Origin of the sequence: Streptomyces sp. NPDC058231 (assembly GCF_042882275.1) — a bacterium.
In the GTDB taxonomy this organism is placed as follows: Bacteria; Actinomycetota; Actinomycetes; order Streptomycetales; family Streptomycetaceae; genus Streptomyces.
This window is the reverse complement of the sequence record NZ_JBHVWN010000005.1, coordinates 106,072-121,253: the sequence shown is the minus strand read 5'-3', so window position 1 is coordinate 121,253 and position 15,182 is coordinate 106,072. Positions and strand designations below refer to the sequence as shown.

15 protein-coding genes are annotated in these 15,182 nt (G+C 70.7%); 2 read left to right on the top strand and 13 right to left on the bottom strand.

What is annotated here, in order from left to right; genetic code table 11:
* Window positions 1-114: 114 nt before the first annotated feature.
* The gene (locus ACFVXE_RS05475; protein ID WP_389669403.1) at window positions 115-873 is read left to right on the top strand and encodes a TetR/AcrR family transcriptional regulator; all 759 of its coding nucleotides are present in this window, start codon (window positions 115-117) and stop codon (window positions 871-873) included.
* A 29-nt stretch (window positions 874-902) separates the two neighbouring features.
* Here the strand turns inward: ACFVXE_RS05475 and ACFVXE_RS05470 are convergent, their stop codons facing one another.
* The 5 genes from ACFVXE_RS05470 to ACFVXE_RS05450 all read right to left on the bottom strand — a co-directional run bounded on the left by ACFVXE_RS05470 (window position 903) and on the right by ACFVXE_RS05450 (window position 6,503).
* A complete protein-coding gene (locus tag ACFVXE_RS05470) occupies window positions 903-1,853 on the bottom strand; it encodes an NAD(P)-dependent oxidoreductase (protein WP_389669401.1) in 951 nt (316 codons plus the stop codon).
* 13 nt (window positions 1,854-1,866) lie between these two features.
* Window positions 1,867-2,337, bottom strand: coding sequence for a PPOX class F420-dependent oxidoreductase (locus ACFVXE_RS05465; protein ID WP_389669400.1), 471 nt, complete (start codon window positions 2,335-2,337; stop codon window positions 1,867-1,869).
* Window positions 2,338-2,346: 9 nt separating this feature from the next.
* On the bottom strand, window positions 2,347-3,162 hold the full coding sequence (locus tag ACFVXE_RS05460) for a YceI family protein (RefSeq protein ID WP_389669398.1): 816 nt from the start codon (window positions 3,160-3,162) through the stop codon (window positions 2,347-2,349).
* Between the two features lie 297 nt (window positions 3,163-3,459).
* Entirely contained in the window at window positions 3,460-5,958 is a 2,499-nt protein-coding gene (locus tag ACFVXE_RS05455) for an MFS transporter (protein WP_389669396.1), read from the bottom strand.
* A 23-nt stretch (window positions 5,959-5,981) separates the two neighbouring features.
* The gene (locus tag ACFVXE_RS05450) at window positions 5,982-6,503 is read right to left on the bottom strand and encodes a MarR family winged helix-turn-helix transcriptional regulator (protein WP_389669394.1); all 522 of its coding nucleotides are present in this window, start codon (window positions 6,501-6,503) and stop codon (window positions 5,982-5,984) included.
* 483 nt (window positions 6,504-6,986) lie between these two features.
* On the opposite strand from ACFVXE_RS05450, the gene ACFVXE_RS05445 reads away from it, so the two are divergent.
* Window positions 6,987-7,193 carry a hypothetical protein gene (locus ACFVXE_RS05445; RefSeq protein WP_389669393.1) on the top strand — a complete coding sequence of 69 codons (207 nt, stop codon included), beginning with the start codon at window positions 6,987-6,989 and terminating at the stop codon, window positions 7,191-7,193.
* 539 nt (window positions 7,194-7,732) lie between these two features.
* Here ACFVXE_RS05445 and ACFVXE_RS05440 read toward each other — a convergent pair.
* The 8 genes from ACFVXE_RS05440 to ACFVXE_RS05405 all read right to left on the bottom strand — a co-directional run bounded on the left by ACFVXE_RS05440 (window position 7,733) and on the right by ACFVXE_RS05405 (window position 15,117).
* Window positions 7,733-8,599 (bottom strand): RNA polymerase sigma factor SigF, encoded by an 867-nt coding sequence (locus tag ACFVXE_RS05440; protein ID WP_389669391.1) that lies wholly within the window; start codon window positions 8,597-8,599, stop codon window positions 7,733-7,735.
* Between the two features lie 234 nt (window positions 8,600-8,833).
* Window positions 8,834-9,787, bottom strand: a complete 954-nt coding sequence (locus tag ACFVXE_RS05435; RefSeq protein ID WP_389669390.1) for an RNA polymerase sigma factor SigF — start codon at window positions 9,785-9,787, stop codon at window positions 8,834-8,836.
* A 185-nt stretch (window positions 9,788-9,972) separates the two neighbouring features.
* On the bottom strand, window positions 9,973-10,266 hold the full coding sequence (locus tag ACFVXE_RS05430) for a Dabb family protein (RefSeq protein ID WP_389669388.1): 294 nt from the start codon (window positions 10,264-10,266) through the stop codon (window positions 9,973-9,975).
* A gap of 9 nt (window positions 10,267-10,275) precedes the next feature.
* Window positions 10,276-10,440 (bottom strand): hypothetical protein, encoded by a 165-nt coding sequence (locus tag ACFVXE_RS05425; RefSeq protein ID WP_389669386.1) that lies wholly within the window; start codon window positions 10,438-10,440, stop codon window positions 10,276-10,278.
* Between the two features lie 249 nt (window positions 10,441-10,689).
* The gene (locus ACFVXE_RS05420) at window positions 10,690-11,946 is read right to left on the bottom strand and encodes an ABC transporter permease (RefSeq protein ID WP_389669384.1); all 1,257 of its coding nucleotides are present in this window, start codon (window positions 11,944-11,946) and stop codon (window positions 10,690-10,692) included.
* Window positions 11,943-12,683 (bottom strand): ABC transporter ATP-binding protein, encoded by a 741-nt coding sequence (locus tag ACFVXE_RS05415; RefSeq protein WP_389669540.1) that lies wholly within the window; start codon window positions 12,681-12,683, stop codon window positions 11,943-11,945. Before ACFVXE_RS05415 ends, ACFVXE_RS05420 begins: the two co-directional genes overlap by 4 nt.
* A 5-nt stretch (window positions 12,684-12,688) precedes the next feature.
* Window positions 12,689-14,134, bottom strand: a complete 1,446-nt coding sequence (locus tag ACFVXE_RS05410; RefSeq protein ID WP_389669383.1) for a peptidoglycan-binding protein — start codon at window positions 14,132-14,134, stop codon at window positions 12,689-12,691.
* The gene (locus ACFVXE_RS05405; RefSeq protein ID WP_389669382.1) at window positions 14,134-15,117 is read right to left on the bottom strand and encodes a hypothetical protein; all 984 of its coding nucleotides are present in this window, start codon (window positions 15,115-15,117) and stop codon (window positions 14,134-14,136) included. The genes ACFVXE_RS05410 and ACFVXE_RS05405 overlap by 1 nt, the downstream gene beginning before the upstream one ends.
* Between the last annotated feature and the right edge of the window lie 65 nt (window positions 15,118-15,182).

Sequence of the window (15,182 nt, the reverse complement as noted above, 5' to 3'; positions counted from 1 at the left end):
TCGGACCGCGCGAATCCGGTTGCCGCGCACGGGTACGTGTCCCACGACGCGTATCCGGGCCGGCAGCCGGCCCGCGTCCCGTCCGTTCCGCCGGCAAGACGAGGAGAGTGCGCCATGGTGCCCGCGGCCGACCGCGTGAAGAACCCTGCCAGGACCAGCGTGTGGCTGGATCAGCGGGCACCGTCGCGCACCCGCAGAGCGGACCAGCCGGCGGGCCTGGACCGCGAGCGGATCACCGCGGCGTCGGTCCGGCTGCTGGACGCGGAGGGCCTCGCCGGATTCTCCATGCGTCGGCTCGCCGCCGAGCTGGACGTCACCGCGATGTCCCTCTACTGGTACGTGGACACCAAGGACGACCTGCTGGAGCTGGCCCTCGATTCGGTCTACAGCGAGATCGCGCCGCCCCGGGAGGAGGCCCACTGGCACGACCGGCTGCGCGAACTGGCCACCACTTACCGGGAACTGTTGGTCCGTCACGTATGGGCGTCCCCGCTGGCCGGGCACTTCCTCAACATCGGCCCGCACTCGATGCTGTTCTCCCACGCCGTCCAGGACGTCGTCCGGGCGACGGGGCTGCCGCTGCACCAGCAGACGGGCGCGCTCTCCGCGGTCTTCCAGTTCGTGTACGGATTCGGCGCCATCGAGAGCCACATCGTGCAGCGCTCCGCGGAGGCGGGGCTCAGCCAGGACGAGTTCTTCCAGCAGGCGATGGGCCAGATCCGCTCCCAGCCGCAGTTCAGCCGGATGGTCGAGACGTCGCAGGACCTGATGGACGCCCGCGGCGGCGACACGGTCGAGGAGATGCGCGAACGGGACTTCACCTTCGCCCTGGACCTGCTGATCGCGGGCATCGAGGCGATGCGGGACCGCTGACGGTCACGGCTCGGCCGCAGGACCATCCGTCAGTAGCCGCGCACCACGTCCACGGCCGTTGCCGGCACCCGCCCCGCCGCCAGCGCGTCCCAGCACGCGGCGAAATCCGTGATGATGTCCTCGTCCGCCGTGATGCCCGCGGAGTGCGAGGTGACCACCGTGCGCGGCAGCCGCCAGCAGGGGTCGTCGGGCGCGGCGGGTTCCACGGGCAGCACGTCCAGCACCGCCCGGCCCACCGCACCCGAACGCAGGCCGTCCTCCAGCGCCCGCATGTCCACCGTCGCGCCCCTGCCGACATTGACGAACGTGGCGCCGCCCATACCCGCGAACCGCTCCGCTCCGAAGAACCCGGCCGTCGCCGGGGTCAGCGGCAGTGTGGAGACCACCCAGCGCGCGGAGGCGAGCGACGCGGTGTCGTCGTCCGCTGTGACGACCCGGTCGAAGCCCGCCCGTTCCGCGCCCGGCGCGCGTCCCACGCCCACCGTCCGGATGCCGCACGCCCGCAGCAGCCCGGCGACGGACGAGCCGATGCGACCCGTCCCGTACACCACGGCCGTCTGCCCGGAGGCGAGTTCGGAGGGGACGCGGCGCCACTCGGCCCGCGCGTGCGCGGCGGCGAACCCCGGCACCGACTGGCAGTCGGCGAGCACCCAGGCCAGTACGTACTGGGCGATCCGCTCGCCCATGCGGCCCACCGTCCGGGTGAGCAGCGCCCCGGACGGCCACGGGCCGGCGCTCAGCAGGGCGTCCGTACCGGCGTTCACACTGTGGAACCAGACCAGCGGTCCGCCGCGCAGCGCTTCCGGCAGTGCGGCCCCGACGCAGATGAAGGGCTCCTGCGGCGGCGCGCCGGAGAAGCCCTGTTCCACCGGAAGGCCGGTGATCCGCTCCAGATCACGTACGACGGAAGCGCCGACGGCCGGTGCGGCCAGCAGCCGGGCCCGCGTCAGCAGGCCCGGCGCCGGGACGTTCTCGTTCATCTCGGGGGAGCCGTCAGCTGCCGGGAGCCAGGTGGGCGGGGAACCCGCCGGTGGCGATCGGCCCCCACCGCTCGGGGGTGATCCGGATGATCGACTTCCCCTGCTTGACCATTGCGGCCCGGTACTCGTCCCAGTCCGGGTGCTCCCCCGAGATGTTCCGGAAGTACTCGACGAGCGGCTCGACCGAATCGGGGGAGTCGATCACCTCGGCCGTGCCGTCGATCTGCACCCACGCCCCGTTCCAGTCGTCCGACAGGACGATCACGCTGACCCGCTCGTCCCGCCTGGCGTTGCGGGTCTTGGCCCGTTCCGGGTACGTCGACACGACGATCCGGCCCGAGTCGTCGACGCCGCAGGTCAGCGGGGAGCCCTGGGGGCGGCCGTCGGACCGGGTGGTCAGCAGGATCGCCCGGTGCCTGGGCCGTACGAACGCCAGCAGCTCATCGAGGTCCACGGCGGTGTTGGTCGCGATGTTGGGTGCCATGTCCGCAGACTACGACGGCAGGGACTCACCCTGCACGGCCTGGATGTCCAGCTCCACCCGCAGAGTCGTGCCGATCGCCGAGATGCCCGCCTGCACCACCTGGTTGTAGTTCATGGCGAAGTCGTCGCGGCGCAGTTCGGCCGTGGCGCTGAACGCCGCGCGTACGCCGCCCCACGGGTCGGGGCCGGTGCCGAGGTAGCTCAGGTTCAGATCGACCGGACGCTCGACGCCGTGCATGGTCAGCCGGCCGTGGACGGTCCAGCGGTCGGGACCGGCCGGGGTCAGCCCGGACGAGCGGTACGTGATCTCCGGGAACCGGTCCGCGTCGAGGAAGTCGGGCGACCGCAGGTGCTTGTCCCGCATGCCGTTGCCGGTGTCGATGCTGGACGCGTCGATGACGGCGTCGACCCGGGACCGGTGCACCTCCTCCGCGATCTCGATCCGGCCGGTGAACTCGGTGAACCGGCCGTGCACGCTGGAGATCCCCAGGTGCTGCGCGACCGCGCCCACCGAGGAGTGCGCCGGGTCCAGCGACCAGGCACCCGGCGGCGGCAGCTCCACGCCGCCCTGGCGGCTCAGCACGACCGTGCCGGCCTCCACCCGTCCGCTCGCGGTGACGAGGGCGGTCGAGGCGGCGGGGGCGTAGCCGACCGCGGTAACGATCACCGTGTACGCGCCGGCCGGGAGCCGGTCGTCGGTCCGGACCGCCCCGTCCTCGTCCGCGGCCGCTCGCAGCACCTGGGTTCCGGTCATGTCGGTCACCGTCACGACCGCGTGCTGGACGGCCCAGCCGTCCCGCGTCCGTACCTGTGCGCGAAGTCCCATCCCGTTTCTCTCCTTGCTCCATGACTCAATGAGTCGGGGGGCGGCGCGGGGGGGGGGCGCGGCCGGGCCGCGGCGGGGGCGCGCGCGGCCGGCCGGGCGGCTCCCCCCGCCCCGCGTCCCTCCCTGCGCGCTAACCCCCACCCCGTTCCGCCCCTCCCCCCATGACACACCGTGGGGCCCCCCGGGGGGGGGCCGGCAGGCCGTCCCCTGCCTGCCGTCCCCGCCACCGGGGCCCATTTCCACCGGGGGCAGCCTCTCCGCTCGAAGCGCTGTCCGCCAGGGGTCTGTGTTACCCGGTCACTCGCCGGGGTGGGCGAGCTCGATGTCATGGCCGTCGACCCCGCGACCGGCCACGGTCAGCGCGCCGGCCACCGGCGGGTAACCGGTTGCGATCACCGAGTACTCGCCCGCGTCCAGGTCGGCGAAGGCGTATGCCCCGTCCTCCCCGGTCGTGGAGGTGGCGACCACGTTGCCCGCCGCGTCGACCAGCGTGACGCGGGCGTCGGGCAGCGGACGCCGCGCGGAACCGGCCCGCACGACACCCGTGACGAGCGCACCGGACTGCAGTGCCACGTCGACCCGGGTGACACCCTGGCCGCCGATCTCCACCGGCAGTGCCATCGGACGGAATCCGGTGGCGTTCACCGCGACGGTCACCGCACCGGGCACCAGCTCGGCGAAGGTGAACTCGCCGGTCTCGGCGGACTTGCCGGTGGCCAGCACGTCGCCGCGGACGTCGGTCACGATGACCATGGCGCCGTCGACCGGGGTGCCGCCCTCGGCGGTCCGCACGGTCCCGGCCAGGCCGCTCGTACCGGAGAGCAGGATGTCGTACGAGAGCTGCTCGTCACCGACGACCACGGTGGACGCCTGCGGCTGGAAGCCGTCGGCGGACGCGATCAGGACGTAGCTGCCGGCGCCCGGCGCGTCCAGTCCGTAGCTGCCGTCGGCCTGGGCGACGGAGCGCCCCAGCTGCCGGCCGCCCAGCGAGATCAGCGTGACGGCGGCCCCGGCGACGGGTGCGCCCTCGGCGCCGCGCACCACACCGCGGACCGGGGTGCCCTGCACGGTCGCGACCGGCGCTTCGAGCGTGTCGACCGCGGTGACGCCGGCTGTGCCCTCGGAGACCAGTACGGCCGTACCGGACGGAACCTCGGCGAGAGCCGCGGCGGGAACCTCGGCCTCGGCCTCCGGCGCGTCCTTCGGGGCGTCGTTGGCGGCGTTCGTCCTCAACGCGACCTCCTTGATGAAGATCGTGATCACGAAGGCGATCAGCGCGGCCGGAGCGGCGAACATGAAGACGTCGCCGACACCGTGCCCGTAGGCGCTCTCCACGACCGTGCGGAACGGGGCGGGCAGCTTGTCCAGGTCGGGGATGGCCCCGCCGCCGGTACCGCCGTGGCCGAGTGCCGCGCCCTTCGGACCGAGGTCCGCGAGGCCGTCCTTGACGTAGTGGGTGACGCGGTTCGCCATGAGGGCGCCCAGCGCCGAGACGCCGATCGCACCACCGAGGGAACGGAAGAACGTGACGACCGAGCTGGCGGCACCGAGGTCGGAGGGGGCGACCTGGTTCTGCGTGGCGAGGACCAGGTTCTGCATCATCATGCCGATGCCGAGACCCATCACGAACATGAAGATCGCGATGTGCCAGTACGTCGTGTCGTACCGGATGGTGCCGAGCAGTCCGAGACCGGAGGTGACCAGGAAGCCACCGGTGACCAGCCAGGCCTTCCAGCGGCCCGTCTTGGTGATGACCTGACCGGAGATGGTCGAGGACAGGAACAGACCGGTGATCATCGGGATCGTCATGACGCCGGACATCGTCGGCGACTTGCCGCGTGCCAGCTGGAAGTACTGGCTGAAGAAGACGGTGCCCGCGAACATCGCGACACCGACGAACAGCGAGGCGACCGAGGCCAGCGTGATGGTGCGGTTGCGGAAGAGGCGCAGCGGGATGATCGGCTCGCTGGCCCGGGACTCGGTGAAGACGAAGAGCAGGACGAGCACCAGGGAGCCCGCGAGCATCGCGCCGGTCTGCCAGGACATCCAGTCGTACTTGTCGCCCGCGAAGGTCACCCAGAGCAGCAGCAGCGACACGGCGGCGCTGATGAAGAACGCGCCCGTCCAGTCGACCTTGACCTCGCGCTTGACGACCGGGAGCTTCAGGGTCTTCTGGAGCACGATCAGCGCGACGACCGCGAACGGCACACCGACGTAGAAGCACCAGCGCCAGCCCATCCAGCTGGTGTCGGTGATGACGCCGCCGAGCAGCGGGCCGCCGACGGTGGCGACGGCGAAGACCGCGCCGAGGTAGCCGCTGTAGCGACCGCGCTCACGCGGGGCGATCATCGCGGCCATCACGATCTGGGCGAGGGCGGAGAGACCGCCGACGCCGATGCCCTGCACGACACGGCAGGTGATGAGCATGCCGCTGCTCGTCGACAGGCCGGCCACTATCGAACCGGTGACGTAGATGATCAGTGCTATCTGGACCAGCAGCTTCTTGCTGAACAGGTCGGAGAGCTTGCCCCACAGGGGGGTGGTGGCGGTCATCGCGAGGAGCGAGGCCGTGACGACCCAGGTGTACGCGGACTGGCCGCCACCGAGGTCCGAGATGATCTCGGGCAGAGCGTTGGAGACGACGGTCGACGACAGGATCGCGACGAACATGCCGAGCAGCAGTCCGGTCAGCGCTTCCATGATCTGCCGGTGTGTCATCGGCGTGCCGCCGGGGGAACTGGTTCCCCCGTGCTTGGCGTGGCCGCCCCGCACACCGGTCGGTGTGGTCGTAGCCATTGAGTTCCTTGTCTTTGCTTCTGTTACACGGGTGTACGGGTGTACGAGTCGTCGTCGCTGTCGACCGGCCGCGAGCGGCACTCGCCGCTGTGCTTTCCGGGGGCGCACCCACCGGGGCCGCGGCAGGCGAAGCTGTCGCGCAGCCGGGCCAGCAACGTGTTGAGCCGTCCGACCTCGTCGTCGGACCATTCCTGAAGGTGGTGGGCGAACATCTCGGTGGTCCGTCGGTTCAGGTCGTCGAGTACGTCCTGTCCCGCGGGGGTCAGCCGCAGGATGCGGGACCGCTTGTCCGCCGGGTCCGGAGACCGCTCTATCCAGCCGCGCTCGGCCACGTGGGCGACATGGCGGCTGGTCACCGACATGTCGACGGCCAGCAGCTCGGCCAGTCTGCTGATCCGCATCTCACCGTGCTGACTGAGAAGAGCCAGTACGGCGGCGGACCCGCCAGGGCATTCAGGAGGCAGGATGCGGGCGAGCCCTCGTTTGACGGACCCGATGGCGCTGAGCTGCCGGGCCAGTTCTTCGTACTGACTCCGTGCGGCCACGGGACCTCCAGACGGTACTCACTGCATCTTGTTGCTTAGGGCAACCATAGAAGCTGTTGGTTGCTGCAGGCAAACGAAAGGGGGCTTGCAGAAGTAAAGGAACGCAAAAGGCTGTGTAGGGTCCGAGTCAAAGGCCCAGCGTGCGCCGGGGTCGTGGGTGGGGGCGTGTGTCTCGCGACACATGTCGATGACCGGCGGATATCCGTGGGGTCGCGTCCGGACCGGTCCGCGAAGCGCGTCGACGAGGGCGACTGCGGGGCCCGCACCTCGCGCATATGTACGGGAACGACGGCGCACGGGCTGGGCTCCGCCCCGAAAACACCCGGGGGGCGGCAGCCGGCGGGATCCGTCGGCCGGGGTCCGTGCCGGTCACGGCCCGCGCGCCGCCCCCGCCGTTCCTTCACCGGATCCCCGGTTCCGGCCTCGCGCCTTCACTGACCCGGGGGTTGGGCGGTACCGCCGAGTTCGCTAGGGTCCTGGCCCATGGCACACAACCCCCATGCCCCGCAGGGCCCCGAGGGCCACGACCCGGCGGGCAGCACCCAGATGTTCCGCGCCTTCGTCGACGAGGGCGAGCCGCAGCGCCGGCAGCAGCCGGCCGCGTCGTCCGGACCGAAGACCGGAGTGATCGTCGCCGTCGTCGCGGTGATCGTCGTTCTCGGTGCGGTCGCCTGGCTCGCGCTCGGCTGACGGCACTCCCCTCACTCCACCCGTCACTTCCAGACGGCGGCGACTGCCCGGGGCTCGGCATGCATACCCGGGGCACCCGCCAGGCGTCCACACGGACGGTGCACGTCTCTCCCGTGCCGTTCCCGCGTCGACCGGCGCGGGAACGGCACGGTCGGCCCGGTGACCGGTCCGTCCCGGGCCCGTCGATGACGTGCGGGGCGAAGCCGGGCGTTCCCGCATCAGCCGGTACCGCCGCTCCCCGCCGCTCCTCCGGACCTCTCCTCCGGACCCTTCTCCGGCGCGATCGCCGCCGCCGCTTCCCGAGGCGCCACCGCGGCACCACCGCCCCGTTGCCCCGCGGGGCAACCTGCCACTGTCCCCCGGGGCCGTCGCACACCGTCCACGCGCCCCCGGGCAGCTGCCCGGCCCGGGCACGGCACGGCCGCCGAGGCGGCGATCACGGTGCCCCGGCGGCCGGTCGAGCCGCATGCCCGACGTCGCGCCGTGTCCGCGCGACTGACGGTCCATCCCTACGTGACCCGCGCGCGGCTGCGCACGGGTCAGTCGGCGATGAGCCCCTCCCTGAGCTGGGCGAGCGTCCGGGTCAGCAGGCGCGAGACGTGCATCTGTGAGATGCCGACCTCCTCGCCGATCTGCGACTGGGTCATGTTGGCGAAGAACCGCAGCATGATGATCTGCCGTTCCCTGGGCGGGAGTTTCGCCAGCAGCGGCTTCAGCGATTCGCGGTACTCGACGCCTTCCAGCGCCGAGTCCTCGTAACCGAGCCGGTCCGCGAGCGAGCCCTCGCCGCCGTCGTCCTCCGGGGAGGGCGAGTCCAGCGAGGACGCGGTGTACGCGTTGCCGACGGCGAGACCGTCGACCACGTCCTCCTCGGAGACCCCGAGCGCCGCGGCCAGCTCCGGCACGGTCGGCGAGCGGTCGAGCTTCTGGGCCAGCTCGTCGCTGGTCTTGGTCAGCGCGAGCCGCAGCTCCTGGAGTCGGCGTGGCACCCGTACCGACCAGGAGGTGTCGCGGAAGAAGCGCTTGATCTCCCCGACGACGGTGGGCATGGCGAACGTCGGGAACTCCACGCCCCGCTCGCAGTCGAACCGGTCGATCGCCTTGATCAGGCCGATCGTGCCGACCTGGACGATGTCCTCCATGGGTTCGTTCCGGCTGCGGAACCGCGCCGCCGCGTACCGCACCAGCGGGAGGTTGAGCTCGATGAGTGTGTCCCGGACGTAGGCACGCTCCGGGCTGTCCGTGCCCTCGGGCCCCGGAGCGGGTCCCAGCGCGGCGAGCCGCAGGAAGAGGGAGCGGGACAGAGTGCGGGTGTCGATGGCTTCCGACGAGCTGGTGAGCACAACGGGTGCGGGTTCGCTCTTCGTGAGCGTGAGCACCTTCGAGCTGCCCTGTTCTGCGGACATGCCACCCCCTTGAGGTCGCGGACGGTCGCGGTAGCCACGACCATCGGAGGAACGCAGCCTCCACCTGAATACCGGAGGCGGGGCTGCGGCAAACGCGGTTCACGCAGAATGTCACATGTCGGCAACACGCTGTAGTGACATGTCGACAAGTCCAGGTGCTGTATGTGCAGTTAACAGGGGGTGTGGGGCGTTCGGGCCGCCCGAAGCGGCCTGAGAGGTGTCTACCCGTTCCGGTTACGCTTCGATCCTGTTTGCGGATCGAAGTCGCGCGAAGCTTCTGGCCAGCAGTCTTGACACATGCATCTGGGAAACGCCCAATTCGGCGCTGATCTGCGATTGCGTCAGATTGCTGTAATAGCGCAGCAGCAGGATCCGTTGCTCCCGCTCGGGCAGCTGGACGAGGAGATGCCGGACCAGGTCGCGGTGCTCGACGCCGGCGAGGGCGGGGTCCTCGTAACCGAGGCGGTCGAGCAGTCCGGGCAGTCCGTCGCCCTCCTGGGCCGCTTCCAGCGAGGTCGCGTGGTACGAGCGGCCCGCCTCGATGCAGGCCAGCACCTCGTCCTCGGAGATCTTCAGCCGTTCGGCGATCTCCGCGGTGGTGGGCGAGCGGCCGTGCGCGGTCGTCAGGTCCTCGGTGGCGCCGGTGACCTGCACCCAGAGCTCGTGCAGCCGCCGCGGCACGTGGACGGTCCGCACGTTGTCCCGGAAGTACCGCTTGATCTCGCCGACGACGGTCGGCATGGCGAAGGTCGGGAACTGGACACCGCGTTCGGGGTCGAACCGGTCGATGGCGTTGATCAGGCCGATCGTGCCGACCTGGACGACGTCCTCCATGGGCTCGTTACGGCTCCGGAAGCGCGCCGCGGCGTACCGGACCAGGGGCAGGTTCGCCTCGATCAGCGCGTCCCGCACCCTGCCGTGTTCCGGAGTTCCCGGTTCCAGCCCCTTGAGCTGCCCGAAGAGGACCTGGGTGAGCGCCCTGGTGTCCGCGCCCCGGGTCCTGGCGGGCGTCGCACCGTCGGGCGTCTCGGTCTGAACGGTCTCGGTCACCGGGCCCTGAGCGGCGGTCGCGGTGTGCGGGACGGCCGGAACCGGTTGGCCCGGTTGGCCCGGTTGGGCCGCTGCCCGGACCGGCTGGGCCGTCTGGGCGGTCTGGGGAGGCACTTGAGGCGCTGTACTGGCCGGCACGGTGAGGCCACCCCTTTGCGGTCAACTTCGGTCAACTCATCCGTCAAAAGCGGTCATAGCATCACAAGACATGTCCACTGTGTGCAAGCACCGCATAGCTTCGTGTTGAGGTCATGTTGGTTTAAACACATGGAAAAGCCCCTCACCGAAATGGTGAAGGGCTTGTGGGAACGGTGACCGGGGCGTCAGAACGGGTAGTCGGCGATCACCCAAGTGGCGAACGCCCGCCACTGTCCGGCGGCGTCCTGATGGGCCGGATGCTCGATGTAGCGCTTGAGGGCGGCCTCGTCGGCGACGGCCGAGTTGATGGCGAAGTCGTACGCGATCGGCCGGTCGGTGATGTTCCAGGCGCACTCCCAGAACGTCAGCTCCGGGATCTGTCCGGCCAGCTCCTGGAACGCCTTCGCCCCGGCGACGACCCGCGGATCGTCCCGCTCCACGCCGTCGTCGAGCTTGAAAAGAACCAGGTGGCGGATCATGGGGTACTCCTACTTCACGAGCTCGGACATGAAATCGCCGACGCCCTGGGCGGCACTCGAAACGCCCTCGAAGCCTACCTGGACAAGATCCGCGGCCCGGGCCGGTGACGTGATGATCGTGTACAGCACGAAGACCACAATCATGTAGAGCGCGATCTTCTTCGCTTGCACCATCAGCCCCTGCCTGCCCTTCGATCCCCTGTGCAGTCGGGTGATTCTATCCGCACGAATGGCCGTATCCGTTGGCCGTTTCCGATCGTTCACGGGACTGTTGAGGACCGGCTCCGGCGATCGGGGGCCCTTTGCCCGGTCGTACGGCTTCTCGCGGGGTGCGGCGGGGACCCTGGGTTCCAGCCGGATCCGACAGCCGGTCAGCGGGTGCCGACGGAGCCTGTTCCGCCCGGGGACCCGGCCCGGGCCGGGTCAGGTGCGCAGGGCCTCGAGGGGCTCCACCTTGGCTGCCCGCAGCGCTGGATACAGTCCGGCGAGCAGTCCGGTGAGGGATCCGATCACCGGAGCGGGGAGCACCGTGTACGGGCTGATCACCGCTGTCCAGTCCTGGGCCAGTGAGACCGTCGCGACCACCCCGACACCGATGGCCGTTCCGGTGAGACCGCCGAGTGTTCCGAGCACCGTGGACTCGGTCAGGAACTGAGCCGCGATATGGCGTGGTCCGGCTCCCAGGGCGCGGCGCAGACCGATCTCCCCGCGCCGCTCCAGCACGGCGACGAGTGTGGTGTTGGCGATCCCGACAGCGCCGATGACGAGGCAGATCCCGGCGAGCACCAGGAAGAGGCCGGACAGCGAGGTGTCGACCGTGTCCCGCAGGCCGTGCGGGTCGGGTGGAGGAACCGCGGTGAGCAGGTCGGGCCGGTCGGGTCTGAGGGCCGGTGGAGCCTGGCGCGCGATGAGTTTCGCCGCGCCGACATCGGTGTGGATCAGCATCTGGGCCGGGGAGTCGGTCGGCGGACCGTAGGCGCGCAGGGCCGTGGACTCCGGGATCATCACCCCGAGCAGGAAGTCGGGCAACCGCTCCACGTCCGACAGGATGCCGACGACCGAGTAGGGGGTGCTGTTGATGAAGACGACCGGCTGGTTGTCGACCCGGGAGATGCCGAGCAGCCGGGCCGCACCCGAACCGAGCACACAGACCTGCTCCGCCCGTCCGCGGTGGAACTCGTTGTAGAGCCGTCCCGTCGCCACCGTCGGTGCGGCGGCTTCGAGGGCCCCGGGCGACGCGGCGAAGAGACGTACGTTCCGGACGCTCGACTCCGCCGGCGCGGCCGGTCTGGTGCTCACCGAGGGGTTCCGCAGGGAGAGCTGCCACCACACGCCCGCGGATGCCACGCCGTTGAGGCGCTGGACGCGTTCGTCGGCGTCCGCGGGAAAGTCCGGTTCGGTCCGGCCCGTGGTGCCGGCAGCCGCGTGGGCCTGAATCGTGACGGTCGTGGCGGTCAGGGCGTTGAAGGCGTCGCCGATCTGCTGGGTGGCGGTGGAGGTCAGCCCGAGGACCGCCACGAAGGCGCCCACGCCGAGCACGGTTCCCAGCATGGTGAGCACGGAACGGCCCGGACGCTGCACGAGTCCCGCGAGCGCCTCGCCGAGCCCGTCGCGCACCCGGAGCCGGGAGAAGGGCGGCAGTCCGACGGGGCCGGTGTCCCCGGAGCCCGCGCGGATCATGCGCCCGCCTCCGCTCCGGTGCCCAGCACTCCGTCGCGCATGACCAGCGTGCGCTGGGCCCGTGCGGCGACCGTCGGGTCGTGAGTGATGATCACGATGGTCTGGCCGCTCCGGTGCAACTCGTCGAAGAGCTCCATGATGATCTCGGAGGTGTGGCTGTCGAGGTTGCCGGTGGGCTCGTCGCAGAGCAGCAACTGGGGCCGGTTGACCAGGGCGCGGGCGATGGCCACACGCTGCCGTTCACCGCCGGACAGCGTGGGCGGCAGCGCGTCCAGCCGGTGGTCCAGGCCCACCCGGCCGAGCGCTTCGACCGCCCGGTCCCGCCGGGACGCGGCGTCCCGCCCGACGTAGAGCTGTGCGAGTTCCACGTTCTCGGTGGCCGTCCGGTAGGGCAGCAGCTGGAACGACTGGAACACAAAGCCGATCCGGTGGCCGCGCACCGCGGTGCGCTGCCGTTCGCCGAGCCCGGCCACATCGATGCCGCCGAGTTCGTACGTACCGCTGGTGGGGCGGTCGAGCAACCCGAGGAGATTGAGGAAGGTCGACTTGCCGGACCCGGAAGGCCCCACGACGGCAAGGAACTCGCCGCGTTCGACTTCGAGTTCGACGGGGCGCAGGGCATGCACCTCGACCGTGCCGGGGAAGGTGCGGCCGAGCCCGCTCAGCCGGATCACCGGAGCGTCGGCCCCGCCCACCGCGACCGGTGTGCGGGTGCGGCGCCACCGCCCGCGCGGCAGCGACCTCACTGGCCGATCACCACCCGGTCGCCCGCCTTGACCCGCTCTCCCGCGGCGGGGGTGATCTGGACCATGCCGTCCGCGGACACGCCAGCGATCACGACGACCCGGCGCTCGGACCCGTCGGCGGCCAGCACCGTGACGGTCGTACGGGCGTCGGCACCGGTCAGCATCGCCGCCTGCGGCACCGCGAGCACCTCGGAGTCGGTGAGCGCCGAAGAGATCTTGATCATGACGTTCTGTCCGGCCAGGTTCTCGTTCCAGGACTTCGAAGGGGATACCGAGACGGGCAGGAACGGGACCCCGCCGTTCACCGTGCTGGTGTCCTGACGCGGCTGGCTCTGCGCGCCGGACTCCTTCTCCTGGTTCGAGGTGTCGCCCGGCGTGACCTTGGCACCGATCGAACGGATGGTGCCGGTCGTGGTCGTTCCCAGGCTCTCGGCGGTGACCTCGACCCGCATGCCGGCCGTGACGCGTTCCTTGAGGTCCGGGTCCAGATAGCCGGTGAGCTGGGGGCTGCCGCTCGTGAGCACGGCGACCGGGCCCTCCACCTGCTCTCCGACGGCGAGCGGCAGGGATGTGATCCTGGCGGGCAGCCGCGATACGAACACCGCCTCCGACATGGGGACCATGGCGCCGTCGCCGGCCACCGCCCGGTCGTAGGCCTTCCGTGCCTCGGCCAGTGCCTTCGTGGCCAGTCGCAGCGAACCGGCCGCGCCGTCCGGCTCCGTCTGCGACGGGGCGACCGGTGAGCCCGACGGCGTCGGCTGCTGCTCCCCGGTCGCTCCGGAGGCTAGCCGGTCGACCTGCTGCTGCTTCTCCTCAAGAGCGGTGCGTGCCTGTGTCACGGCCTCCCGGGTCCGCTCGCCCGTCACCGGGGCCGCATACCCCATGCGCCGGTAGAGTGCCGCGACCGCCCGCTTCGTGCCGGCGCCGAAGTGACCCCTGGCGTCGCCGCCCCGGGAGTGACCGAGATCCGCCAGGGCGTCCTGCAGCTGGGCGATGTCCTCGCCGCTGCTGCCCGGCACCAGGTCCCGGTAGCTGGGCACCTTCCCCGGCAGTACGAACACCGGCCGGCCGGAGACCTCGGCCAGAGGGCGGGCGGACGCGGCCTCGTCCCCCGGCTTCGCCAGCACCTTGGTGACGACCAGCCGGCTCGCCCCGCCGCCGCTGCCCTCCCCCGAGCTCCCGCCCGCGGCCGGGGATCCGGTGGGGGTGATCTCCGTCTGCCGGCCCGTTCCGAAGTCGCCTCGGAAGACGATGGATTTCACCATCCGGCGCTTTTCGACCGGTGCCGTGATCACACTTGCCTTCGGGGCTTTGCTGTCGGCCATTGCCTGAGCGGGCGATTTGATCGCCATCGAGCCGAGAACTCCGCCGATCGACAGCAGGGCGGCTCCGGCGGCGGCCGACAGCGCCAGACGCCGCCGCCGCGTGAGCGCCGATGCCATCAGGAGGCCGCCCCGCCGGTTCTGGCGATGATCGCGTCGATCCGCTTGTTCTCCTCGACCAGTCGCTTCTGCTCTTCCTTGAGCGTCTCGGCGTTCTTGTCGATCTGGTCGTTCTGGTAGGCCGTCTCCACCGCCACCCAGGTGCCGACCACGTTGGCCTCCTTGCCGCAGTTCCAGGAGGCGACAGCCACCGTGATCTCCGCCGAGGTGGCCTTCGGGGTGTTCCAGCGCGTGTCACCGGCCGCGGCGAAGGATTCCTTGTAGTGGGTGAATCCCTTGCCCGACATGCAGGTCGCCCACTTCTGCTCGGCCTTGATCACGCGGGGATCGTTCTTCGCCACCTCGAACGACCGTGCCTTGATGGCCGCCGCCATGTCGGCATGCCCGCTACGTGTCCCCTTGGGCTCGCCCGCCGAGAGCTTGCGCTGGGCCTCGCCGACGCAGCCGCCCTTCGGGACGGCCTGGCCCCGGAAGGAGGTCACCAGGGTCCCGGACCCGTCGCGCTTCATGCCGTCCATGACGTCGAGGACATCCGCGGGGTGACGGACCATCTTCGTCCCGGAAGCCGCCCGCGGATCACCCTGCGCCATGTGGAACCCGTATTTCCGCGCCGCTTCCAGGCTCTCGGGCGGGCCGTAGCGGCGGGCGTGCGGCGAGCCGGTGTTGACGGTTGCCTTGGGGTATTCGACCGTCAGTCCGTAGCGCGAGAGGCAGTCGACCACGAGCGCGTTCTGCGCCAGTTGCGTCTTGACGATCTGGCTCATCGACACGTCGTAGGCGTCGATGGGCAGCGTCAGTGTGTCGGTGTCCGACTTCTTCTCGACCTTCCCCACACCGGGCACCGCACGCGGTTTGTCCGGGGCTGCGGCGCGCCCGCCGCCGTGGTCCTCGTTCGAGGACGCGGCATCCGAGGAACAGCCGGACACGAGGGTCATGAGGACGACGGCCGCGACCGCGGCGAGCGGACGGCGGGAAGCATTCATGGCTGATCGCACCTTGGAGAGAAGTGACGGTGGGGAACGGGAGCGGCGGCCGCATCGGGTGCTGC

Bases quoted from the DNA above. Each gene is read 5' to 3' on its own strand.
- ACFVXE_RS05455 (WP_389669396.1), bottom strand. From the start codon at position 5,958: ATGGCTACGACCACACCGACCGGTGTGCGGGGCGGCCACGCCAAGCAC.
- ACFVXE_RS05465 (WP_389669400.1), bottom strand. From the start codon at position 2,337: ATGGCACCCAACATCGCGACCAACACCGCCGTGGACCTCGATGAGCTG.
- ACFVXE_RS05425 (WP_389669386.1), bottom strand. From the start codon at position 10,440: ATGGTGCAAGCGAAGAAGATCGCGCTCTACATGATTGTGGTCTTCGTG.
- ACFVXE_RS05460 (WP_389669398.1), bottom strand. From the start codon at position 3,162: ATGGGACTTCGCGCACAGGTACGGACGCGGGACGGCTGGGCCGTCCAG.
- ACFVXE_RS05440 (WP_389669391.1), bottom strand. From the start codon at position 8,599: ATGTCCGCAGAACAGGGCAGCTCGAAGGTGCTCACGCTCACGAAGAGC.
- ACFVXE_RS05445 (WP_389669393.1), top strand. From the start codon at position 6,987: ATGGCACACAACCCCCATGCCCCGCAGGGCCCCGAGGGCCACGACCCG.
- ACFVXE_RS05470 (WP_389669401.1), bottom strand. From the start codon at position 1,853: ATGAACGAGAACGTCCCGGCGCCGGGCCTGCTGACGCGGGCCCGGCTG.
- ACFVXE_RS05420 (WP_389669384.1), bottom strand. From the start codon at position 11,946: ATGATCCGCGCGGGCTCCGGGGACACCGGCCCCGTCGGACTGCCGCCC.
- ACFVXE_RS05475 (WP_389669403.1), top strand. From the start codon at position 115: ATGGTGCCCGCGGCCGACCGCGTGAAGAACCCTGCCAGGACCAGCGTG.
- ACFVXE_RS05405 (WP_389669382.1), bottom strand. From the start codon at position 15,117: ATGAATGCTTCCCGCCGTCCGCTCGCCGCGGTCGCGGCCGTCGTCCTC.
- ACFVXE_RS05430 (WP_389669388.1), bottom strand. From the start codon at position 10,266: ATGATCCGCCACCTGGTTCTTTTCAAGCTCGACGACGGCGTGGAGCGG.
- ACFVXE_RS05410 (WP_389669383.1), bottom strand. From the start codon at position 14,134: ATGGCATCGGCGCTCACGCGGCGGCGGCGTCTGGCGCTGTCGGCCGCC.